At 70.9% G+C, this 22,160-nt stretch carries 18 protein-coding genes; 9 read left to right on the top strand and 9 right to left on the bottom strand.

Annotation, left to right across the window (positions count from 1 at the left end):
* Positions 1-5 precede the first annotated feature (5 nt).
* A complete protein-coding gene (locus tag ACFY0F_RS01045) occupies positions 6-1,433 on the top strand; it encodes an FGGY family carbohydrate kinase (RefSeq protein WP_388786981.1) in 1,428 nt (475 codons plus the stop codon).
* A 56-nt stretch (positions 1,434-1,489) separates the two neighbouring features.
* A complete protein-coding gene (locus tag ACFY0F_RS01040) occupies positions 1,490-1,696 on the top strand; it encodes a hypothetical protein (protein ID WP_388786978.1) in 207 nt (68 codons plus the stop codon).
* A 3-nt stretch (positions 1,697-1,699) separates the two neighbouring features.
* Here ACFY0F_RS01040 and ACFY0F_RS01035 read toward each other — a convergent pair whose 3' ends face one another.
* Positions 1,700-2,362, bottom strand: a complete 663-nt coding sequence (locus ACFY0F_RS01035) for a DsbA family protein (RefSeq protein ID WP_388786975.1) — start codon at positions 2,360-2,362, stop codon at positions 1,700-1,702.
* Positions 2,363-2,498: 136 nt separating this feature from the next.
* On the opposite strand from ACFY0F_RS01035, the gene pepN reads away from it, so the two are divergent.
* Positions 2,499-5,087, top strand: coding sequence for an aminopeptidase N (pepN, locus tag ACFY0F_RS01030; RefSeq protein WP_388786972.1), 2,589 nt, complete (start codon positions 2,499-2,501; stop codon positions 5,085-5,087).
* 195 nt (positions 5,088-5,282) lie between these two features.
* Complete coding sequence (locus tag ACFY0F_RS01025) at positions 5,283-6,332, top strand: hypothetical protein (RefSeq protein ID WP_388786970.1); 1,050 nt, start codon at positions 5,283-5,285, stop codon at positions 6,330-6,332.
* 92 nt (positions 6,333-6,424) lie between these two features.
* On the opposite strand, the gene ACFY0F_RS01020 is transcribed toward ACFY0F_RS01025, so the two are convergent.
* A complete protein-coding gene (locus ACFY0F_RS01020; protein WP_388789117.1) occupies positions 6,425-7,612 on the bottom strand; it encodes a glycosyltransferase in 1,188 nt (395 codons plus the stop codon).
* A gap of 491 nt (positions 7,613-8,103) precedes the next feature.
* Here ACFY0F_RS01020 and ACFY0F_RS01015 point away from each other — a divergent pair, with 491 nt between their 5' ends.
* The gene (locus ACFY0F_RS01015; protein WP_388786967.1) at positions 8,104-12,114 is read left to right on the top strand and encodes a hypothetical protein; all 4,011 of its coding nucleotides are present in this window, start codon (positions 8,104-8,106) and stop codon (positions 12,112-12,114) included.
* Between the two features lie 80 nt (positions 12,115-12,194).
* Positions 12,195-12,599: a hypothetical protein gene (locus ACFY0F_RS01010; RefSeq protein WP_388786965.1), complete on the top strand. Its 405-nt coding sequence runs from the start codon at positions 12,195-12,197 to the stop codon at positions 12,597-12,599.
* A gap of 13 nt (positions 12,600-12,612) precedes the next feature.
* On the opposite strand, the gene ACFY0F_RS01005 is transcribed toward ACFY0F_RS01010, so the two are convergent.
* Positions 12,613-13,440, bottom strand: coding sequence for an SDR family oxidoreductase (locus tag ACFY0F_RS01005; RefSeq protein WP_388786962.1), 828 nt, complete (start codon positions 13,438-13,440; stop codon positions 12,613-12,615).
* A gap of 82 nt (positions 13,441-13,522) precedes the next feature.
* Here ACFY0F_RS01005 and ACFY0F_RS01000 point away from each other — a divergent pair, with 82 nt between their 5' ends.
* Complete coding sequence (locus tag ACFY0F_RS01000) at positions 13,523-14,137, top strand: TetR/AcrR family transcriptional regulator (protein WP_388786959.1); 615 nt, start codon at positions 13,523-13,525, stop codon at positions 14,135-14,137.
* Between the two features lie 13 nt (positions 14,138-14,150).
* On the opposite strand, the gene ACFY0F_RS00995 is transcribed toward ACFY0F_RS01000, so the two are convergent.
* Entirely contained in the window at positions 14,151-15,299 is a 1,149-nt protein-coding gene (locus tag ACFY0F_RS00995; protein ID WP_388786956.1) for a serine hydrolase domain-containing protein, read from the bottom strand.
* A gap of 323 nt (positions 15,300-15,622) precedes the next feature.
* Here ACFY0F_RS00995 and ACFY0F_RS00990 point away from each other — a divergent pair, with 323 nt between their 5' ends.
* Entirely contained in the window at positions 15,623-16,861 is a 1,239-nt protein-coding gene (locus tag ACFY0F_RS00990) for an RNA-guided endonuclease InsQ/TnpB family protein (RefSeq protein WP_388786953.1), read from the top strand.
* On the opposite strand, the gene ACFY0F_RS00985 is transcribed toward ACFY0F_RS00990, so the two are convergent.
* The 4 genes from ACFY0F_RS00985 to ACFY0F_RS00970 form a co-directional block, all read right to left on the bottom strand.
* Positions 16,858-18,630 (bottom strand): TIGR03767 family metallophosphoesterase, encoded by a 1,773-nt coding sequence (locus ACFY0F_RS00985; RefSeq protein ID WP_388786950.1) that lies wholly within the window; start codon positions 18,628-18,630, stop codon positions 16,858-16,860. The two genes, ACFY0F_RS00990 and ACFY0F_RS00985, sit on opposite strands and share 4 nt — an antisense overlap.
* 247 nt (positions 18,631-18,877) lie before the next feature.
* Positions 18,878-19,348 carry an NUDIX hydrolase gene (locus ACFY0F_RS00980; protein WP_388786948.1) on the bottom strand — a complete coding sequence of 157 codons (471 nt, stop codon included), beginning with the start codon at positions 19,346-19,348 and terminating at the stop codon, positions 18,878-18,880.
* A 9-nt stretch (positions 19,349-19,357) separates the two neighbouring features.
* Positions 19,358-20,242 (bottom strand): pyridoxamine 5'-phosphate oxidase family protein, encoded by an 885-nt coding sequence (locus ACFY0F_RS00975; RefSeq protein WP_388786945.1) that lies wholly within the window; start codon positions 20,240-20,242, stop codon positions 19,358-19,360.
* Between the two features lie 2 nt (positions 20,243-20,244).
* Positions 20,245-20,691 (bottom strand): VOC family protein, encoded by a 447-nt coding sequence (locus ACFY0F_RS00970; protein ID WP_388786942.1) that lies wholly within the window; start codon positions 20,689-20,691, stop codon positions 20,245-20,247.
* Between the two features lie 116 nt (positions 20,692-20,807).
* On the opposite strand from ACFY0F_RS00970, the gene ACFY0F_RS00965 reads away from it, so the two are divergent.
* Positions 20,808-21,344 carry a CGNR zinc finger domain-containing protein gene (locus tag ACFY0F_RS00965; RefSeq protein WP_388786940.1) on the top strand — a complete coding sequence of 179 codons (537 nt, stop codon included), beginning with the start codon at positions 20,808-20,810 and terminating at the stop codon, positions 21,342-21,344.
* Positions 21,345-21,374: 30 nt separating this feature from the next.
* Here ACFY0F_RS00965 and ACFY0F_RS00960 read toward each other — a convergent pair whose 3' ends face one another.
* Positions 21,375-22,160: a hypothetical protein gene (locus ACFY0F_RS00960; RefSeq protein WP_388786937.1), complete on the bottom strand. Its 786-nt coding sequence runs from the start codon at positions 22,158-22,160 to the stop codon at positions 21,375-21,377.

The following is a 22,160-nucleotide window of genomic DNA, read 5'->3' as shown; positions in this document are numbered from 1 at the left end:
GGGTCATGTACATCGGGATCGATGTGGGCACGTCCATGGTGAAGGCCGCCGCGTTCGACGGCTCCGGACGCCAACTGGCCGTCGAGGCCCGTCCGGTGGGGCTGGAGCTGCGCGGCGGGCACGTGGAGCAGGACATGGCGGAGGTGTACGGGGCGGTCGTCGCCGTGCTCGGCGCGCTGACCGCCCGGGTGCCCGGGCCGGTGGAGCTGGCCGGGCTGACCGGGCAGGGCGACGGGGTGTGGCTGGTCGACGCCGAGGGCCGACCGGTACGGCCGGCGGCCTCCTGGATGGACGGCCGGGCGCACGAACTGCTCGACCGGTGGCTTGCGGACGGCACCTTCGAGGCGGTGTTCCGGCGCACGGGGAGCGCGATGTTCCCGGGGTGTCCGGGCCCGCTGCTGGCCTGGTTCGACCGGTACGAGCCCGGGTCGCTGGACGCCGCGGCGGCGGCCGTCTACTGCAAGGACATGGTGTTCCAGCGGCTGACGGGCGCGGAGCGGGCGGTGACGGACGTGTCGGACGCGTCGATGCCGTTCCTCGACCCACGCACCCGCCGCTACGACGACCGGGTGGTCGAGCTGCTCGGCCTGACCCACCGCAGGCGTCTGCTCGCCCCGGTCGCCGACCCGGTGGCCACCGGGCGGGCCCGCGGGGAGGGCCTGCCGGCCGGCACCCGGATCGTCAACGGGCCGTACGACCTGCCCGCGTGTGCGCTCGGCGCCGGGGTCACCCGTCCCGGTGACGGTCTGCTGATCGTCGGCACCTGTCTGGCGAGCCTGGTCGCCACGACCGGCCTGGACCTGACCGGTGAACCGGCCGGGCTGTACATCTCCACCGACCGCCCCGGCCACCGGCTGCGGGCCATGCCCGCGATGGTCGGCACGGCGGCCCTGGACTGGGTGCTGTCCACGACGGGCGTGCACCACGACGAGGTGGACGCCCTGCTGGCGGACACCCCGCCGGGCGCGCACGGCGTCCGGGTGCTCCCCTACTTCGCGCCCTCCGGCGAGCGCGCCCCCTTCGTCGAGCCCCGGCTGCGTGCCGAACTCACCGGCATCAGCCTGGAGTCCACCCCGGCCGACCTGATCCGCGCGACCTGCGAGGGCATCGGCTACGCGGCCCGGCACTGCCTGGCGGCGGCCGGTCTGACGGGAACGCTCGCGGTGTGCGGCGGCGGCACCCGCAGCCCCGCCTGGATCCGGCTGCTGGCGGACGTCCTGGGCCGCCCCTTACGCGTGGTCGAGGGCGAGGTGGGCGCCCGCGGCGCGGTGCTGGCGGCGGCCGAGCGGTACGGGGTGGCACTGGACGCGGACGCCTGGACCCGGCCGGCGCTCGTGGTGGAGCCGGACGCCGACCGGGCGGTGTACTACGCGAAGGGCTACGAGGAGCACCTGGAGCGGCTGGCCGGGGCGAGGGACCGGGCGCGGCGGTGACCGCGGGGCCGCCCGCGCCGTTGGAGTCCGTGTCCGTGCCCTACGGAAGGCGGTCCATGGAGTTCAAACGATGCCCGAGCTGCGGCGGCCCCCTGCAGGCGTTCCGCCCGCTCACCGACGAGGAGAAGGAACACGTCCGCAAGGAGAAGCCGAACCACCCGCCCGAGTCCTACGTCCGCTGCACCCGGGAGGGGTGCCGCCGGTACCAGCGCAACTGGAACTGGACCGACGGCGGCTGGTTCCCCCCTCCCGAGGAGACCTGACGGTCAGAGGTTGCTGAAGTCCGGTCCCTTGGTCCGGCTCCGCTTGAGCTCGTAGAAGCCGGGGACGGAGGCGACCGCGAGGGTGCCGTCCCACAGGCGGGCGGCCTCCTCGCCCTTGGGGGCGGGGGTGACGACGGGGCCGAAGAACGCGATCTGCTCGCCGTCGGGGCCCGGCACCGCGATGACCGGGGTGCCGACGTCCTGGCCGACCTTCTCGATGCCCTCCTTGTGGGAGGCGCGCAGCTCGGCGTCGAACTCGAAGTCCTCCTGCTCGGCGTAGTCGATCAGGTCGGCGGGCAGGCCGACCTCCTCCAGGGCGCCCGCGATGGCTTCCAGGGTCGGGCCCTCGCCGTTGTTGTGGAAGCGGGTGCCGAGCGCGGTGTAGAGCGGGCCGAGGACGTCGTCGCCGTGCTTCTGCCAGGCGGCGGTCACCACCCGGATCGGCTTCCACGCCTTGGTCTCGAGCAGCTCGCGGTACTCCTCGGGCAGCTCGTCCAGCCGGTTCTCGTTCAGCACGCCGAGGCTCATGATGTGCCAGCGGATCTCGATGTCCCGGACCTTCTCCACTTCCAGCACCCACCGGGAGGTCATCCAGGCCCAGGGGCACAGCGGGTCGAACCAGAAGTCGACGGGGGTCTTGCCGGAGGCGGTCGTGGTCTCGGACATGGCTCTCCTCGAAAAACGGGTCGTTTAGCCCCTCAACAACATGCCCGCCGACGTATTCCCGGTGTCCGGCGCCAGGGGCGCATGGCAGGATCGGTGCTGTTCAGCCGTGTGTCCGACGATGAGGGAGCTGCCGCCCGTGCCCGGTGAGAATCTGTCCCGCGACGAGGCCCGGGAGCGGGCCGCCCTGCTGTCCGTCGACGGGTACGAGGTGTCCCTCGACCTGCGGTCCGCGGTCGGTGACGGGGACCCCGAGGGCGGGGTGCCGCGCACCTTCCGCTCGGTCACCACCATCCGGTTCCGCTGCAACGAGCCGGGCGCCTCCACCTTCGCCGACCTGGTCGCCCCGGGCGTGACCGCCGTCACCCTGAACGGGAAGGACCTGGACCCCGGTGAGGTCTTCGACGGCGCCCGGATCATCCTGGAGGACCTGGCCGCCGAGAACGAGCTGACGGTGGACGCCCGGTGCGCCTACTCCCGCACCGGCGAGGGCCTGCACCGCTTCGTCGACCCCGAGGACGGCGAGGTCTACCTCTACACCCAGTACGAGCCGGCCGACTCCCGCCGGGTGTTCGCGAACTTCGAGCAGCCGGACCTCAAGGCCCCCTTCCGCTTCGAGGTGCGGGCGCCCGAGGGCTGGACGGTGTGGAGCAACGGCACCGGCGAGCTCACCGACGGCGTCTGGCGCTTCGCGGAGACGAAGCCGATCTCCACGTACATCACGTGCGTGGTCGCGGGCCCGTACCACTACGTGACGGACCTCTACACGCGCACCTTCGCGGACGGCACCCGGCTGGAGATCCCGCTCGGCGCCATGTGCCGCAAGGGTCTCGCCCCCTACTTCGAGGCCGACGACGTCTTCCTGATCACCAAGCAGGGCCTGGACTTCTTCCACGACCACTTCGACTACCCGTACCCCTTCGGGAAGTACGACCAGGCGTTCGTCCCCGAGTACAACCTCGGCGCGATGGAGAACCCGGGGCTCGTGACCTTCCGCGAGGAGTACATCTTCCGCGGGAGGGTGACGCGGGCGTCGTACGAGAGCCGGGCCAACGTCATCCTGCACGAGATGGCGCACATGTGGTTCGGCGACCTGGTCACCATGGAGTGGTGGGACGACCTGTGGCTCAAGGAGTCCTTCGCGGACTTCATGGGCACGTTCGCGAGCGTCGGCGCGACCCGCTTCGACGACGCCTGGATCACCTTCGCCAACCGCCGCAAGGCCTGGGCCTACCGGGCCGACCAGCTCCCCTCCACCCACCCGATCACCGCCGACATCCGCGACCTGCAGGACGCCAAGCTCAACTTCGACGGCATCACCTACGCCAAGGGCGCCTCCGTGCTGAAGCAGCTGGTGGCGTACGTCGGCCGGGACGCCTTCCTGGAGGGCGCCCGCCGCTACTTCAAGCGCAACGCCTACGGCAACACGCGCCTCGGCGACCTGCTGTCGGTCCTGGAGGAGACCAGCGGCCGGGACCTGACCGCCTGGGCGCGCTCCTGGCTCCAGACGGCCGGGGTCAACTCGCTGACCCCGCAGGTGCTGCTCGACGCGGAGGGCCGGATCGACGAGCTGGCCGTGCTGCAGGAGGCCCCCGAGTCCCACCCCGAACTGCGCCCGCACCGGGTGGCGGTGGGCCTGTACCGGCGTACGCCCGAGGGCGCGCTGGAGCGGTACGCGCGCGTGGAGACGGACGTCGAGGGACCGCGGACGGTGGTCGCCGAGCTGGCGGGGGCCGAGGCACCGGAGCTCGTGCTGGTCAACGACGACGACCTCACGTACTGCAAGATCCGCTTCGACGAGGCCTCGCTCGCGGCGCTCCGGGAGCACCTGGGCGCGCTCACCGACCCGCTGGCCCGCGCCCTGTGCTGGTCGGCGCTGTGGAACATGACCCGGGACGCGCTGCTGCCCGCCCGGGACTTCGTCGGCCTGGTGCTGCGGTTCGCGGGCCGGGAGTCCGAGATCGGCGTGGTGCAGATGCTGCACGCCTGGGCGGAGTCGGCGCTGGTCCACTACGCGGCCCCCGACTGGCGGCCGACCGGCGAGCGGCTGCTGTCCGAGGGCGCCCTGCGGGAGCTGCGGCGGGCCGAGCCGGGCAGCGAGCACCAGCTGGCGTGGGCGCGGTTCTTCGCGTCGACGGCCGCCGGCGAGGAGGACCTGGCGCTGCTGAAGGACCTGCTGGACGGCACCGACGGGATCGAGGGGCTGGAGGTGGACCAGGAGCTGCGCTGGGCGTTCCTGGAGCCCCTCGCCGCGCACGGGGTGGCCGACGAGGGCGTGCTGGCGGCCGAACTGGCCCGCGACGACACGGCGTCCGGCAAGCGCCACCAGGTCCGCTGCCTGGCCGCCCGCCCGTCGGCGGCGGTGAAGGCGCAGGCCTGGGCGCAGGTCGTGGAGTCCGACGTGCTGTCCAACGCCCTGGTGGAGGCCACCATCGCGGGCTTCGACCAGCCCTCGCAGCGGGAGCTGACGGCGCCGTACGCGCAGAAGTACTTCGCGGCGATCGAGCGGGTGTGGACCGAGCGGTCCATCCAGATCGGCATGGACGTGGTCCGGGGCCTGTTCCCGTCCTTCCAGGACTCGCCGGCGACCCTGGCGGCGACGGACGCGTGGCTGGCCGCGCACCCGGACGCGGCGCCCGCCCTGCGCCGGCTGGTGCTGGAGGCCCGGGACGACCTGGCCCGGGGGCTGCGCGGACAGGAGTGCGATGCGAGGGCGGCCTTGGCCTGAGGTCGGCCGGTCGGTGACCGTTACGGAATTCAGGCAATAAGAGCCGTAACCCCTGGTCCGTACCCGAACGGACCAGGGGTTTTCCCTGTCTACTCGGCACCCGAACACCCGTCCTTTAGTACCGGCTTGTCCGCATTCGTCGACGAGCGTGTAACAGCGGTTAAGAGGCGGACGGGACACGGGAATCGGGAGATCATGACGCACAACACCCCGCTCTCCCCCCGCCCCCTCCGCCACCTCTCCGAGGTGCACCGCCGGGTGACGACCACGGCCCTGCTCCGCTCCCAGGGCGTCACCGCCGCCGAACTGAACGAACAGTGCCGCCCCGGCGGCCCCTGGCAGTTGCTGCTGCCCGGTGTCACCCTGCTCCACCCCGGTCCGCCGACCAGCGAGGAGCGCCTGCACGCGGCGCTGATGTACGCGGCCAAGGAGCCGCCGCCGGCAGCGGCGCCGGGAGTGCCCACCCAGCCCAGCGCGGACTCCCCGCACCGCCCGGTGTACGCGGACGCGATGATCACGGGCCTGGCGGCGCTGACCCTGCACGGCTTCACGTCGACGCCCGCGCTGCTCTCCCTGGAGCAGATCGACGTCCTGGTCCCCCGGCTGCGCCGGCTGCGTTCCGCGGGCTACGTCCACGTCCTCCGCACGTCCGACATGCCCGCTCCGCGCCAGGTGACGGGCCTGCCGGTGGCGCCGGTGCCGCGCGCCCTGGCGGACGCGGTGGCCGGGCTCACGGACGCGGCGGTGGTGCGCCGGCTGCTGACGGAGGCGGTGCGGGCGGGCCACTGCGAACCGGCGGCCGTGGTGCGGGAACTGACCCGGGCGAAGCTGCTCACCCGCCCGCACGTGGTGGGCGCGGTGGACTCGCTGCTGGCGGAGGGCCGGGCCGTCGCCGAGGACCGCCTGTACCGGATGGTGCGCGAGCACGGCCTGCCCGACCCGGTCTGGAACGTCGACCTCCGCCTCGTCGGCGGCCCCCACCTCGGCGGCGTGGACGCCTACTGGCCCGAGCAGGCGGTCGCGGTGGAACTGGACACACGGGCCCCCCGGCAGGAGGAGGACGCGATGTGGTCCGAGTACGGCCGCAAGCGGGAGCACCTGGAGCGACTGGGCATCACGGTCGTCCACATCACCCCGAAGAAGCTCCGCGAGTCCCTCGGGCAGCAGGCGACGGTCGTCCGCACGGCCCTGATGGCGGCGGCGGACCGCGAGCCGGCCGCGCACGTCGTGGTGCTGCCCCGGTAGTGGGGGCGGGACGGCACCAGGAGGGGAGAGGAGGGGCCATCGGACGGGTACGGCGTCCGATGGCCCCTCCTCGTTGTTTTCTCCGTACGCGGCTACGCCACCCGCGCCCCGGCGTGGGACGCGTGGACCCGCTCGAGCAGCGCCGCGTACGCCGCGATCATCCGCGTACGGCTGAACCGCTCACGGCTGCGGGCCAGGACCGGCGCGAACACGGCACGCCCGGCGATCGCGCCGGCCCAGCCCAAAGCGATGGCGCCCGGATCCGCAGGCGTGACGAAGCCGTGCCCGGCGACGATGGACGCGCTGTCACCGACGTCCGTCGTGACCGGCACGGCCCCGCACATCATGCCCTCGATGAGGCACAGCGGGGCCGCCTCCCCGGAGACCGAGGTGAGGGCGACGACGTCGGCACCGGCGTACACGACCTCCATGTCCCGCCGTACCCCGAGCAGGTGCACGCGTTCGCGGAGCTCCCGCTCGTCGGCCCCGAAGGCGACGGCGATGTCCGCGCGGAGGGCCGGGTTGTCCTCGGTCATCCCGGCGCCGCACATCAGCACGTGCCCGCCGCCCTCGCGCGCCAGCCACTCGCGGGCGGCGCGCAGGAAGAGGGGGACGTTCTTCATGGTGGCGTACCGCGCGGCGAAGACGACCACGGGCGCGGCGTCGGGGATCCCGAGCGAGGCACGGAACGCGACCCGCGCGGCGGGGTCGGGCCGGAACCGCAGCAGATCGACCCCGTTCGGGATCACGTGCAGCAGCTCGGCCGGGATCCCGGCGGCGTGGTACGCGTCCCGGGTCGACTCGGCGCAGCACACGCACGCGACGACCGTGCCGTCGGCGATGGCGGCCTTGAGCTCGTCGAGGGCCTCGCCCTGGTTCTCGGGGTCGGAGCGGTGCAGGCACACGACGACCGGCCGGCGCGGCAGGCCGCCCTGGTTCAGCAGCGCGAGCGGCTGCTCCTTGAGGGAGAGGATCACATCGGCCCCGGCCATGGCGCGGGCCGTTTCGGCCAGCTCGGGTCCGCTGAAAACAGCCGCCGCGACGGAGCCGTCGACCAGCCCGGCGCTGCGCCCGAGCGACGTGACCTCGACACCGCTCGCCGTGAGCGAGCGGTAACAGGTGTCGTCCTCCATCCGCTGCCGGGTGGCCTCGCGGTGCACCTCACCATGGATGCTCAGCACCTGGTGACGCTGCTGGCCGCCCTCGCCGAGCCCCATCACCACATCGCTGTGGACGATCCGGGCGCCGCCGGAGAAGAAACCCTCGTAGACCGAGAGCACACGCAGTCCGTGCCTCGCGCGCACACGACCACCCGCCTTGCACAAGATCGAGCCATCCCCGCGGAGAGCGGGTTAGCCGATATGAGGCAGTACGGACGTTTCATACAGATGAACACCGTGTCTCATGTCGAAGTCCGGTGGACGACGCTGTCGACCGGGGAGGGAAGAGATTCGGGCGCCCGTGCCGACCGGAAAGAAACCTTGTGATCCTCCTGTGCCCCCTGTCTAATGATCGGGCACTCTCACGAAGCGGCCTGGACCAGTCGTGATGTGAACGCGCGCAAAAGCGGGGGAAACGCTTTAGCACCTGCACCGGGCCACCTCCGCGTATCGCCATTGATATTCCTACGCCGATGCCCGTGAGGTGAAAGGTGCCGCGTTCCGGCCGTGGGCGGCCGAGTCGTCCCCAAAAGGGCACGGTGGCCTCGACGAGAGATGGAAAGACACTTTTGAGACCCAGAAGACGAGCACCTTTATCCTTGGCTGCTGCGGTGGCGTGTGCCGCACTGGCCGGCGGGCTGTTGCAGGCGGCGCCCGCCGCGGCGGCGCCGACGCGGACGCCCGGCAGCAGCCAGACCGGACCGCCGCAACCGTCCGGCCGTGTCGTCGATCCGGGCGACAAGCTGGGCAAGGGCTGGAAAACCTCCCAGGACCGGGCGGTCACCGCGGCAGCCGACGCCGATGGCCTGCATGTCCTGGTCGCCGACAGCGCGAAGGCGTACGAGTGGAAGACGGCCACCGTCCTGGCCGAGCCCGGCATGACCGCGGACTCGTGGATCGGCAACCAGTGCGTCATCGACCACGCGCACGCCGCCGTCGTCTACGCGCCGCGGGCGTTCACGAACAAGCCGGACCTGATGCAGGGCGGTGCGTTCGCCGCGATGGTCGACCTCGACACCGGGCAGGTCACCAAGCTGCCGTTCACGGTGTCGCTGGCCTACTTCGACCCGACCTGCAACCCGGCCACCCGCACCGCCGCATTCACCGCGTACCGGGACATGAACGACCCGGAACGCACCAAGACGCGTGTGTTGACCGTGAACACGGCAGGGAGGACGACCGGTACGAGTGTGACCACAGGCGAGGTCACCAGCGCCGTTCCGGTACCGGACGGCACGGTCGCCGCACGTGGTCGGCATCTGGTCCACATCGACCGCTCCGGCAGGGTGAAGAACCTGGCCACCGCCGACACCGTCCCGTTCGACATCCGTTCCGCCGCGCGCGGGCGGATCGCCTTCGTCGACCGCAGCGACGACACCACCGCGCACGTGAAGGTGGTCACCGGGCACGGCCGACCGTCGATGATCGCCTCGGGCCGGCTCGGTGACCTGGACCTCGCCCAGGGAGCGGCGGGCCGGGTGTTCCTGACGGGCCACCCCACCGGTAGCCCGCGCACACAGGGCACCGGCATCACCCGTCTCAACGCCCCCTCTCGAACGGATGTCTCCACGTTGGGGCGTCTGGCCGTCCAGCCGGTCCTCGCTCCCGGCGTCCATGCGGGCCTGCAGCGGATCAAGAACGCGGGCAGGGGTTTCACCAGGGCCGAACCATCCGAGGAGCGATCGGCGCAGGCCCCGGCGACGGCGGCGTCGGGTGCCGTGACGACGGTGACCTCCACCGCCACCACGACCGGAAAGAAGATCACCCAGTCCGTCCAGGGCGCGCCGGAGACGACGAACACGACGCCGGGCACGCGGTCCGCCACGGGGAAGTCCACGTTCTCGCCCGCGCTCGCCGCCTCCGGCCAGGGCGGCGGAGGGAAGCACCCGGCGCGGACCGCGGCTGCGGTGTCGAACGACCCCCGGGACACCGACCGCTGGTGCGGCGTCTCCCGCAACGACGTGAACGCACAGGCTCTGCAGCCGACCCCGAACCAGGTCGAGTGGGCCGCGGACATGGCGGTACGCGACAAGCTGCACGCGAGCGTCATCCAGCAGGGCGGTTACCGCAGTCAGACCACCTTGAGCACCATCGACCCGCAGGGCCTGTTTCCGTTGCCGGCGTTGAAGGGCGGTGACGGCAAGGGGCGCATCCCGGTCAACGTCCTGCTGGGGATCATGGCGCAGGAGTCGAACCTGTGGGAGGCCGAGGGCGGTTCGATCCCCGGCCAGATGGGCAACCCTCTGGCCGCCGTGGACGGCTACTACGGCCACAAGCACGTCGACGGTGACCCGGATTCCAACTGGCGGATCCACTGGGAGAAGGCGGACTGCGGTTACGGCGTCGGACAGGTCACCGACGGCATGCGCCTGGCCGGGCACGAGAAGGCCGGGGAGACGAGCCTGACGCCTTCCCTGCAGAAGGCCGTGGCGGTCGACTACGCGACGAACATCGCCGCATCCATGAAGATCCTCGCCGACAAGTGGAACGAGGTCCACACGGCCGGCCAGCAGATCACCGTCAACAACGACGACCCGTCCATGGTGGAGAACTGGTTCACGGCCGCCTGGAACTACAACCTCGGCTTCAACCCGCCCTCCCAGGCCTCGCAGCACAACGGGCACTGGGGCCTGGGCTGGTACAACAACCCGGCCAACCCGCTCTACGCGAAGAGCTGGGGACACCCGTTCATGGACACCTCCGCGGACGGCACGGACGCCAACCACGACGCGGCACACCCGCAGGACTGGCCGTATGAGGAGAAGGTGATGGGCTGGGCCGCCTTCTCCATCGACACCGGCTTCTCCTACAGCACCTCAGGCCGTCAGGACTGGCCCGGTGAATCCGGCTTCTCCTCCGCCGGCTTCAGGCCCGCCTGGTGGACCACCCCCGAACTACGCAGCCAGGTCTCGCCGCCGCTGAGCACCTTCTGCAACGGCAACAACAGCTGCGACCCGAAGTCGCCACCGGACTGTCCCGACGAGGCCTGTTACGCGAAGTACTGGTGGAACCAGCCCCACGCCACCTGGAAGAGTGACTGCGCCAACGACTGCGGACACGAGAACATCAAGTACCAGACGGTGATCTCGGAGCCGGGACGCGGCACCCGCCTCCAGCACGGCACACCGGACTGCTCCGCCGCCCCCGACGGCACCAGCGTCGTCGCCTCCGTCGCCCAGGGGACCGAAACCTGGAGCGGCTGCAAACCCAGTCAGGTGAACTCCGCGGGCAGTTTCAAGTTCACGTTCTACCCGGACCCGACCGCGACCGGTCCCGGCCTCGGCCCGTACCAGGCGAAGGCCGATCTGCACCAGGTCGGCGGCGGCTACGGCGGCCACTACTGGTACACCCACACCCGCAACACCGACCACCTCGGCGGCGACAGCGGGTTGATGACCATCAAAGGCACCTGGACGCTGAACCAGTCCCTGAACGGCTGGGCCCGCGTCCTCGTCCACATGCCCGACACCGGCGCCCAGACGCAGCAGGCCCACTACGTGATCAAAGGCGTGGCGGGCGGCGACCGGCACCGGTACATCAACACCCACCACGGCAAGAACACCTGGGTCGAACTCGGTGTCTACCAGTTCACCGGCACACCGCAGGTGGAGCTGTCGAACGCCACCGACGACGGCACCGCCGACGACGACGTGGCCTTCACCTCGGTCGCCTTCCAGAAGCTCCCGGGCAAACCGCAGTACATGGTCGTGGCCATGGGTGACTCCTACACCTCCGGCGAAGGCTCCGGAGACTACGACGAGGAAACTGACCGCGATCACGGGCAACAGAGTTGGAACGCCTGTCGACGCAGCAAGAACGCGTGGCCGCGCAAGGTGACTCTCCCGGGTCAGACGGAGACTGTCGGAACACTTTCGGATCACTACGCCGCGAGTGTCGACTTCCAGTTCATCGCCTGTTCGGGAGCCAAGACATGGCAGATGCGGCCGACGGACGACAGCAACCCGGAAATCTGGGGCAATGACGGGAATTTCCATCAGAAGTATCAGATCGACTCTGGGGCACTCAGCTCGGACACAACCCTGGTGATGCTGACCATCGGCGGCAACGACGCCCAGTTCGACAAGAAGATTCAGGCGTGCGTACTCAGCGGATGCCCCTCCGAATCCTCGATGAAGGCGGACATCGACACGGCCGTGGACAATACGCAGGCGGTGCTGAAAAAGATCCATGGCCAAGCACCGAATGCGACCATCTCACTGATGGGATACCCCCTGCTCTTCAGTCGCACGGAGGCATGTTCGACGCTGGTGAGCGCGTCCCAGCGCGTCATCCTGAACAACATGGCCCAGTACTTCGAGAGCAAGCAGAGCGAGCTTGCGACTTCCATGGCCGCGGACGGCGTGCGATTCCGGTCTCCGCAATCGGCGTTCGAGGGCAAGCGCATCTGCGATCCGACGGAAGGCATCAACGGAGTGGTGGCCGGGCCGAACGGCGACGGCGACTTCCACCACGACGATGACCGCACGAAGGTCTGCTGGTGGTTCTGGGGTGACAACTGCCTCAGCCGCGAGAGCTACCATCCCAACAAGACCGGCACCACGGCCTACGCCCAGGCGTTCATGACGTACGGGCCCACCACGCGCAGGCCAGAGGCCCCATGAGTCCCGCTCCCTCGAATTCCGGTGCTCCGGCGCGGTCCGTACGCGCCGGAGCACCGTCCCGTGGCTGCCTGATCGCCCTCATGGCACCCATCGTCGTGGTGCTGCTCATCGCTGCGACGCTCATGACCCTGAACTACCGTCAGAACCGGACCAACGAACGCAATGAGCAAAATGCGCTGCGCCGGATAGCGCGCCTGGCGCAGTCGTACGAGAGCGACATGCAACATGAGGCACGGGGCCACTACCCGAGCGAGGCGCGGACGCGTGGCGTCGCACGGCGCAACGATGCCGCACTCGTCTCCTACACGCGGTCGGGCCAGTCATTGACCACCGTCATCCAGTTTCACGCGACATACGAGGACAGCAGCATGTTCGGCTCCTCGCTCTCCATGGCTTATCGCTGCTATTCGTTCCTGTTCCGGAAAGACGACGAGGGCGGACCACGGAAGAGGACGGCACCATTGCGGGAGTGCGATGTCGCCTGAACAGCGGTGACGCTCACCGGAACGCCGCGGCGTTGCGTGCCGCCCACTCGGCGAAGGTGCGCGGGGCCCGCCCGAGGATCCGCTCCACATCGGGGCTGACCTGCTGTTCTTCCGGCATGGGGGCGCCCAGGAGGGCCAGCGTGCCGGCCACCACCGGCGGCGGCATGAAGGCGGACATCTGCGCCTCGGCCTGCTCCCGCGTCTGCTCGACGAAGCCGACCGGCTCGCCGAGCGCCGCCGCCAGGGCGGCCGCCCGCTCGCGCGGGGTCGTGGGCGCGGGGCCGGTGAGGGTGTAGGTCGCTCCGGCGTGTGCGGAACCCTCCGCCCGGAGGACCGCCGCGCCCACCGCCGCGACGTCGTCGGGGTCGACGAAGGGCAGGCCCACGTCACCGAAGGGCGCCGCGGCGGTGCGGTGCAGACGGACCGGCTCGGCCCAGGCGAACGCGTTCGACGCCAGGCCGCCGGAGCGCAGCACCGTCCACTCCAGACCGGACTCCCGCACGGCCGCCTCGAAGCCGGCCGCGTGCGCGTACGCCGGCGGACGGGTGCCGGCCCCCTGACTGGAGAGCAGCACCAGCCTGCGCACGCCCGCCGCCTTGGCCGCACCCACGAGGCCCTGCGGATCCTCCCCCGCCACCAGCAGGAACAGGGCCCCCGCGCCTTTGAGGGCGGGGCGCAGGCTCTCGGGGTCGCCGAGGTCGGCGGCCACCGCCCGGACCCCCGGCGGCACGTCCGCCTCCGTGATCGAGCGGGCCACACCGGTCACCCGCTCCCCCGCGTCCGTCAGCAGCCGCACCAGTGTCCGGCCGACGTTACCGGTGGCGCCCGTCACGACGATCATGTTTTCTCCCAGCGACTTAGTTAGTTGACTGACTCAGTTCGCCCGGAGACCGTAGCACAGGTCACCCCCTAAAGTTAGTCGGGTGACTGACTCACTGAATCCGGGACAGAATCCGAGAGCGCAGGCCGCCGGAGCCAAGCGGCGGCGGCTGATGGCCGCGGCGGCCGAGGTGGTGCACCGGCAGGGCGTCGAGCGGACCACGATCGCCGACATCGCGCGTGCCGCCGACGTGCCGACGGGGAACGTCTACTACTACTTCAAGACCAAGGACGACCTCGTCGCCGCCGCCCTCGCCGAGCACTCCCGGCAACTGGACGCCGTCACCGGCGAACTGGACCGGCTCACCGGCCCCCGGGAGCGTCTGAAGGCGCTGGTGGCCGGCTGGGTGGAGCAGCGCGACCTCGCGGCCCGCTTCGGCTGCCCGACCGGGACGCTGGCCGCGGAGCTGGACAAGCGCACGGAGGGCGGGCTGGACGCCGAGGCCGGGAAGGTCGTACGGCGGCTCCTCGACTGGGTGGCCGGGCAGTTCCGGGAGCTGGGCCAACCCGACCCGGACGGACTCGCGCTGACCCTGGTGGGCGCGTACCAGGGCATGTCGCTGCTGACCAACGCCCTGCGCGACCCGGAGATCATGACGAAGGAGGGAGCCCGGCTGACCGACTGGCTGGACTCCCTCCCCGATGGCCGAGAGGGCTGAGAGGGCTAGGCCCTCACTTTCCGCAGTACTCCGCCTCGATCACGGCGCCGTCGTCCCCCGTCCAGTCCGCGTTGAAGTTGAACGCCAGGGCGTGCCGGCCGTCCGCTGTCGTGGTCGCCGAGGACGTGGAGCCGTGGATCCCGCCGCCGTGCCCCCAGACGTGGACGCCGCAGGAGAGGGCGATGTCCGCGAGGCCGAGGCCGTAGCGGAGGTTGGGCGCGCCCTCGACCGTCACCGTCGTCTTCATCTCCTTCAGCTGCTCGGACGGAAGGAGCCGGCCGCGCAGCAGGGCACGGTAGAAGCGGGTCAGGTCGTCGGAGTCGGAGATCATCTCGCCCGCGGAGGAGGCCATGGAGGGGTTGAGGCGGGTCACGTCGTACGTGGGTCCCGTCGCCGTGTCCGCGAGCTTGCCGTAGGCGCGGCTGCTCGGGCGAGGCAGTGCGGCCTGCGTGCCGGGGAGGGACGTGGCCGTGAGCCGGAGCGGGGCGATGATGCGGCGGGTGATCTCCTCGGCGTAGGAGTGGCCCGTCACGCTCCTGATCACCATGCCGGCCAGGACGTAGTTGGTGTTGGAGTAGTTCCAGGAGGTGCCCGGCGCGAAGTCCGGCTTGTGGCGCATGGCGACGGCCACCAGTTGCCGCGGGGTGAGGGTGTCGTAGCGGTGCCGGAAGAAGCCGTCCTTCGCGAAGTACGTGCGGGCGAAGTCCTCGTCCGAGGTGTAGTCGTAGACGCCGCTGGTGTGGTTGAGGAGCTGGCGGACCGTGATGTCGCGGCCGTCGTGGCCGTGGCCGCGCACCACGCCCGGCAGCCACTTCTCCACCTTGTCGTCCAGGGACAGCCGGCCCTCCGCCTCCAGCTGGAGCAGGACGGTGGCGACGAAGGTCTTGGTGATGCTGCCGACGCGGTAGCGGTCTTCCGCGGAACGCGGGGCGCCCGTGCGGAGGTTGCCGACGCCCGCGGTGACGGACCAGGTGCCGTGTGCGTCCTTCGCTGTGGCGGTCACTCCGGTGACGCCGACCTCGACCTGTGCCTCGACGGCCTGACGGGTGGCCGAGTGGCCGGCGGCTTCCGTGGCGGGAGCGGCGGCCAGGGCCGGCCCCGCCAGGGTCACCGACAGGGTCACGGCGGCCGTCGCTCCCAGCAGTGCCTTGCGTGCGTGCATGTCTTCCCCCAGCTGAACGGTGGTGTCGAGCTCGGTCGCCGGGAGGGACACTACGCCGTGACGGCAGGTTGCCTTGCTGTGCGCCGGTTGAGTGTGTTTCAGCCGTTTCTTGTGAGGAGCCCAGGGCTTCAGTCCCGGGAGGAATCGCATCCTCGTCATCACCGCCCGAAGTGCCGCGGTATCACTCGTGCGTGCTCGGCCACGAAACAGCCGGGTGTGTGGCGGATCCAGTGCTGCGTGCACTCAGCACGGGGTCACTCGGTCGGGTGATGCGTGGTGAACGTGTCAGCGGCCTGTCGTACGCCCGTATAGCTTTGCTGGTTGTGAAGTTGATGGTGCAGGTCAGGCTGTTGCCGACGCCCTTGCAGGCGGCAGCGCTGGAGGCAACGCTGCGTGCCTGCAACGAAGCGGCGGCCTGGGCCAGTGAGGTCGCGTTCGAAAGGGGAGTGCGGAGGAATTTCGCGCTGCGCGAGCACACCTACGGGCAGATCAAGGCGCGGTGGGGTCTGGGGGCGCAGGCCGCTCAGCACGTGATCAAGAAGACATGTGACGCGTACGCCACTGTGAAGGCGAACCTTCGAGCCGGGAATCTGGGCAGGCCGGGCTCGAAGCGTTACCGCAGGGCGACGGAGAGGCCGGTCGTCTTCCGGCCGTACGGGGCGCAGCCGTACGACGACCGGATGCTGTCCTGGCAGATCGCCGAGCGGCGAGTCTCGATCTGGACGACTGCCGGGCGGATCAAGGACGTAGGGTTCACCGCATCCTTGGAGCAACTGGCCACCTTGGCTCTGTACCGCAAGGGCGAGTCCGATCTGGTGTGCCGGAACGGCATGTGGTTCCTGAACGCCACCTGCGAGGTGCCCGAAGCACCGGCGAACACGGATCCGGTGGACTTCCTCGGCATCGACCTGGGGATCGTGAACATCGCCACCACCTCCGACGGCGAGATCATGGCCGGACGCGAGATCAACCGGGTCCGGGTACGGGAGCGCGCCCTCCGCAGCAAGCTGCAGAAGAAAAACACCCCGTCCGCCAAACGTCGGCTGAAGAAGCGCCGGCTCAAGGAGGCGCGGCGGGCTCGGGACATCAACCACAAGATCGCGAAGCATGTGGTGGCCGAGGCGGAACGCACCGGTCGCGGGATCGCGCTGGAAGACCTGACAGGCATCCGCGAGCGGGTACGGCTTCGAAAGCCCCAACGGGCCACCCACTCCAGCTGGGCCTTCGCCCAGCTGGGGCAGTTCATCGCGTACAAGGCCCGCAAGGCAGGGGTACCGGTGGTGCACGTCGATCCGGCGTACACCTCCCGCACCTGCGCCGAGTGTGGGTACATCGACAAGGCGAACCGGGTCTCGCAAGCCCGGTTCGCGTGCCGGAACTGCGGCGTCGTTGCGCACGCGGACCGGAACAGCTCCCGTAACATCCGCGCTCGCGCGTGGGAGTTGTGGCGACGCGGGGCCCCGTCAACGGCCCCTGCCCCGCCACCGCGTCAGCGGGACGGGGCTGGACGCAAACGCAGCACCACAGCCAGTGATGCCCGTTGTGCAAACCCGACGCTTTAGCGACGGGTAGTTGACCCCTTCTTGAGCACCAGCTCGGTGTTCCGGTCGACCGCGTCCCCCGCCAGGCTCGTGCTGGCCCCGGGGGCGTTGAAGGAGAGCTCGCGGTACAGCGCGGCCAGGCCGGTCTGGGAGAGGTCGGTGAAGTCCGTGCGGTGCGGGGCGGCGGACTCGATGAGCGTGGTGAACAGGGAGAGGGTGCCGTCCTTGTTGTCGACCAGCTCGATGACGCGGGCGAGCTGCGGGTAGTCGACGTGGGAGGCGGTGGAGATCTCCCAGAAGGAGCGGTTGCCGGACGCCTGGTGCGGGGTGACGACGTTCTTGTGGATGTGGCCGTTCACCCAGGCCAGGACGTTCGCGTGGCGGGCGAGGACCGAGACGACCTCGGCCCCGTTGTGCCGGCGCTCGGTCGGACGGGCCGGGTCGGGCCGGGTGTTCGTCATCGTCTTGCTGGTGTGGTGGCTGAAGACGACGGCGTACGAGTCCTTGTTGTCGGCGAGGGTCTTGTCCAGCCAGTTGAGCTGCTTGGTGCCGATGGAGCCCTCGTAGTGGCCGCCCGCGTCGGTGGTGTCCAGGCTGATGCCGATCACGTCGTCGGAGATGCGGAAGGCGTAGTACTGGGTGCCCGCGGCCACGTTGGCCGAGGAGTAGCCGTGCCCGACCGGGCCGAGGCCCTGGTTGGCCGGGTCCAGGTGGGCCTTGAGGTAGTCGGCCGGGGTGTAGGGGGCGCGCTTCTCGTCCGGGGTGACCGAGCGCATCGACCGGGCGTGCGCCTTGAGGAAGTCCCGGTACTGCACGCCCCTCGGGTCCTTGGCGTTCTTGATGGCGTCCTGCAGCTTCTTGGCCTCGGCGGCGGTCACGCTCAGCAGCTTCTTGCCGCCGATGGCCGCCTCGGCGAGGTAGGAGTCGCCGTGCGAGCCGTAGCAGCCGAGCGGCAGCGAGTCGTGGTTGCCGACGGTGGAGTACCAGGGCAGGTTGAGGCCGGGGCTGCGGGCCTCGCGGATCGCGGCGGCCAGAAAGCCCGTCAGGTGCGGGAAACCGAGCGACTTGTCGTTGTCGCGGACGGTGGAGTCGGGCTGCCAGTACAGCTTCATACCGCTGTTCTGGGCGCCCTCGTAGTGTCTGGGGTCGCCCGAGTTGGGGGTGATCCGGCCGCCGGACATCACCTTCATGAACCACTCCAGCTCGGAGTGGGAGTTGTTGTCGGTGTTGTCGCCGGTGGTCATCACGAAGTGCAGCGGTGCGCCGGTGACGGGGGCGCCCCGCAGCGCGTTGACCCGCTCGACGAGCGAGATGGCGCCCTGCACGGTCAGCGCCTCGTGCGGGCGCCAGGCGTGCACGTCGGTGGCGCGCAGGTACTCCAGGCGCAGCGGGTGCTGCACGTCCATCAGGTGCAGGTCGGTGAACTGCACGAACGCGGCGAGGGCCGTACGGCGGTCCGCGCGCCCGGACTTGGGCGTGGCCAGATCGCCGCGCACGACGCGCTTCCAGCCGGGGCCGTCGCCGAGGCGGCGGTAGCCGGAGCTGCCCAGGGGCGCGGCGACGCCCGCGACGGTCGTCCCCTTGGTGTACGGGGCGAGCGGCGGGGCAGGCGCCTTGCGGCCGTTGGCGACCGGCGCCTGTTCGGTCGGCGTGGTGGTGGCGGCGTGGCTGTCCGTCGGGCGCAGGGCGTATCCCACGCCCGCGGCCAGTGACACCCCTCCGGCGGCGGCCAGGACGGTACGGCGGTTGACCCCCAGCGTGGAGCTGGCGACAGAGCGTATGCGCGACATGGCGCGATCTCCCCGAGTGCGAACTGCGTCGGCAGTGGTCGCGGGCGGTCGCTGTCGCGAACATCCCGCTCACTTTGGATCGTTGGCACCGGGGGTGGCCTGCACGTGAACGAGGCGGCAACGGGCAGCGCCGATCACCGTACGTGGATCACCGGGTACGGGGCGCGGTCATGGAGCGGTCCGCGGCCGTCCGGGAGGCGGTCACTCAGCGTTCATCTGCCGGGGTAGGGGAGGGACCCCGGGCCGCTCACCCGGTCCCGTCCGCCCCGGGCACCACCCGGCCCGCCGCCGGGCGTTCGCGCCACAGGCGCAGGGCGGTGTCGACCAGTGGGATCCGGGCCAGGCCGGGTACGGCGTCCAGGTCCTGCCATGCGGCCAGGTCGGTGGAGCCGTTCACCTCGTTGCGGAGTTCGCCGCCGGTGACGCGGCCCTCGTAGATGATCCGCACACCGTGGTGGTCGGTGAGCGGGCGCAGGGGCCGGCGGCGCAGGACGTGGCGGAAGGAGTCCACGCCGAGGAGACCGGTCACCTCGATGTGGTAGCCGGTCTCCTCCATCAGTTCACGGTGGACGGTGTCGTACGGGTCCTCGCCGTGCTCCATGCCGCCACCGGGCAGGACCCATTCGGGCGTGCCGTCGGGGGCCGGGGAACGGGCGAGCAGGATCTGTCCGTCGCGGACGCACACGGCGTAGGCCGCCACCCTCAGTTTTCGGCGCATGGACGGACGCTAGCGTGCCGGCTCCGGATTGGCTGGCGAGTATTCCGGTGGTGACCAGCGCAGCGGCAGCGCGAACCTGGTCTCGACGGCTTCCGTGAGGGTGAAGTGGACCCGGCGCTCGCCGTCCGTGCCGTACTCCGTGCGGGCCTCGCCGGTGAGCTGGAGGGTGGTGCCCGTCGTCCAGTCCAGGAAGAGCAGGCCGGCGCGGGGGTCGGTGAGCAGGTTGCCGAGGGTCAGGAACATGGCGTTGCCCGGGTAGTCCGGCCAGGTCAGTTCGCGCGGTGACGTGACGTGGACGAAGCCGGGGTTGCCGCCGCGGTGACTGGTGTCGGCTCCGCGGGCGTGCACGGTCGTGAGGAAGAAGGTGTCCGCCTCGCCGATGAAGCGTGCCTGGGCATCCGTCAGTTCGGCGGCCCGGAGCGGCGCTTCCGGGACGCGGTCGGGCACGGTCTCGTAGGTCTTCCTGCGCTGCAGGTACTTGGGGCAGTTGGAGAACACCTGGTCGGCCTCGACCGCGAAGCCCCGCGCGGTGGGTTGGAGCCGGCCGTTGAGGCGCATGCGGCGGCGGGTGCGGGGGTCCAGGGCGATGGTGCCGACGAAGGTGCCCTCGGTGGTGAGGGCCGTCGTCGGGGGCGCGTGGGTGGCACCCCCGGCGACGGACATCCGGTGCGGGCCGGTCGCCCGCACGAAGCCGGGTGGGCCCGACAGGGGCGTCGCCCAGACCCGGCCGTCGGCCGGATCCGCCGCGCCGACGATCAGCATCGGCTGCAGTTCCAGGAAGGCGGCGGCGACCGGTTTGATGCCGCTGCCGACGGCGCGGCCCACGTGGTCGGCCGACTCCCGGACGCCGACCCGGTCCTGTACGGCCCGGGAGCCCTGGTGGTAGACGGCCATGGCTAGAAGAAACCGCAGGTCGGAGCCGACTCGTGCGGGGCGGGAGCGCCTTCCAGGCCATGCGGCACGGAGATCTCCAGGCGGGTGCCGTCGGGGTCGTGGAAGAAGATGCCGCCCGAGGCCGCGCCTTCCCCGTGGGCGACCACGCCCTCGTAGGCGAACTCCACGCCGTGCGCGGTCAGCGCCCGCTGGTACTCCTCGACGCGGGTCGGGGAGTCCGCCGTGAAGGCCAGGTGGTGCAGGCCCGCCCGGGTCCGGTCGTACGGTCCCTCGGCCTGCTGCCAGAGGGTGAGGACCAGGCTGTCGCCGCCGTCGCCGAGGAACGCGTACCGCCGGCCGTCCTCCTTCCCTTCGGTGAGCAGCGTGAAGCCGAGGACGTCCCGGTAGAAGGCGAGGGAGCGGTCGATGTCGGTGACGTTGAGGCCGGTGTGGCCGGTGCGCAGGGGCATGGCTGTCCTTTCGACGGATCCAGCGAACTAACCGCTTTCAATACATTTAAAGGTTAGACAACGAGCGCGTCAACCAGTGAAGTACTCTTGAGTGGTTAGCCGGGAAGGAGCCAGCCATGTCCGCCGTCAGCGACCCCCGCCCCCTCACCGGCGAGCCCCTCGCGCTCGACCTGCTCAACACACGCTGGAACCGCGAGGGAGTGACACAGGACCTGCTCACCGACACCGAGGGGCTGGCGGTGTGGCTGGCGGCCAACGGGCTGGAGTACGAGCCGGACGTCCGCACCCTGCGCCATCTGCACCAGGCCCGCGACGCCCTCGGGGCGGCCGTCGGCGGGCACTCCGAGGAAGGGGTGGCGCTCGTGGACGCCGTACTGGAGCACGGCCGCATCCGGGCCGGGCTCACCGTGAAGGGGCCGGTGGAGCGTGCCGAGTTCGCGGACGCCTCATGGGGACCCGCCTGGCTCGCCGCCCGGAACTACCTCGAACTGCTGGCCACCGCGCCGGACCGGATCCGTTCCTGTGCGCACGAGGCGTGCGTACTGCACTTCTTCGACACCTCGCGGAACGGCACCCGCCGCTGGTGCTCGATGGCCGCGTGCGGCAACCGGGCGAAGGCGTCCCGGCACTACGCCCGTTCCAAGGACGTCTGACCGGGCGTGACGGCGGGCGCCGTGCACCCCTCACTCGCAGGTGGTGGGGCCGGGCTTCGGCGGCTTCTTCGTGTAGGCGGCGCGTTCGCGGGTGATCTCGGTGGTGTCGGTGAGCCAGCGGGCCGGCTGGGCGAGGCCCTTGTGCAGGGCGGCGAGGACATGCTGGCCGGGCCTGGGGTCGGGCACGGTCTCCCGGGCCACCAGGAAGGTCACCTCACCCTTTCCCTTCTCGGGGACGTAGTGCCGGGTCACGCGCAGGGTGACGCGGTCCTCGTCGGTGCCGGGGACCCGCTGGACCTTCGTGATGTCGCCCTCGACCACGAGGTCCGGGCAGCCGAAGCGGGCGGGTGCGTGGGCGCTGCCCCCGGACACCGACTTGTCGCTCGCGGAGCCGCCCGAGACCTCGTTGACGCCGTGGTTCGACACGACGAGCCAGCCCAGCCCCAGGACGACGGAGGCGACGGCGGCGGTGACGAGGGCGCCGAAGGACAGGGTCCGCACCCCGGGGTGCCGGTACCAGCGCTCCCCGGCGGGTGCGGCCCGCGTCGCCGGGCGGGGGCGCGGCTCGGGGCCGGCCAGCGCGTCGCCGATGATCCCCAGCTGCTCCCGCAGCAGGGCCACGTCGGCCGTGGCCGCCCTGTGCCCGGCCATGAAGGCGGCGTCGGCGCGGGCCTCGCCGGGCAGCGGCTCGTCGGCGAGCACCGCCATCAGCGCGTCCAGCTCGTCGTCGCCGTCGTAGCCGTTGCCGTAGCCGTAGCCGTAGCCGCTGCCATGGCTGCCGTCGTAGCCGTTGCTGCCGTCGTGTGCGGCCGTCAC

It is taken from the genome of Streptomyces sp. NPDC001544 (assembly GCF_042894285.1).
Taxonomy (GTDB): domain Bacteria; phylum Actinomycetota; class Actinomycetes; order Streptomycetales; family Streptomycetaceae; genus Streptomyces.
This window is presented reverse-complemented; position numbering and strand designations above follow the sequence as displayed.

Bases quoted from the DNA above. Each gene is read 5' to 3' on its own strand.
- ACFY0F_RS00970 (WP_388786942.1), bottom strand. From the start codon at position 20,691: ATGCCCCTGCGCACCGGCCACACCGGCCTCAACGTCACCGACATCGAC.
- ACFY0F_RS01025 (WP_388786970.1), top strand. From the start codon at position 5,283: ATGACGCACAACACCCCGCTCTCCCCCCGCCCCCTCCGCCACCTCTCC.
- ACFY0F_RS01035 (WP_388786975.1), bottom strand. From the start codon at position 2,362: ATGTCCGAGACCACGACCGCCTCCGGCAAGACCCCCGTCGACTTCTGG.
- ACFY0F_RS01040 (WP_388786978.1), top strand. From the start codon at position 1,490: ATGGAGTTCAAACGATGCCCGAGCTGCGGCGGCCCCCTGCAGGCGTTC.
- ACFY0F_RS01005 (WP_388786962.1), bottom strand. From the start codon at position 13,440: ATGATCGTCGTGACGGGCGCCACCGGTAACGTCGGCCGGACACTGGTG.
- ACFY0F_RS00975 (WP_388786945.1), bottom strand. From the start codon at position 20,242: ATGGCCGTCTACCACCAGGGCTCCCGGGCCGTACAGGACCGGGTCGGC.
- ACFY0F_RS00985 (WP_388786950.1), bottom strand. From the start codon at position 18,630: ATGTCGCGCATACGCTCTGTCGCCAGCTCCACGCTGGGGGTCAACCGC.
- ACFY0F_RS01010 (WP_388786965.1), top strand. From the start codon at position 12,195: ATGGCACCCATCGTCGTGGTGCTGCTCATCGCTGCGACGCTCATGACC.
- ACFY0F_RS00980 (WP_388786948.1), bottom strand. From the start codon at position 19,348: ATGCGCCGAAAACTGAGGGTGGCGGCCTACGCCGTGTGCGTCCGCGAC.
- ACFY0F_RS01045 (WP_388786981.1), top strand. From the start codon at position 6: ATGTACATCGGGATCGATGTGGGCACGTCCATGGTGAAGGCCGCCGCG.
- ACFY0F_RS00965 (WP_388786940.1), top strand. From the start codon at position 20,808: ATGTCCGCCGTCAGCGACCCCCGCCCCCTCACCGGCGAGCCCCTCGCG.
- ACFY0F_RS00995 (WP_388786956.1), bottom strand. From the start codon at position 15,299: ATGCACGCACGCAAGGCACTGCTGGGAGCGACGGCCGCCGTGACCCTG.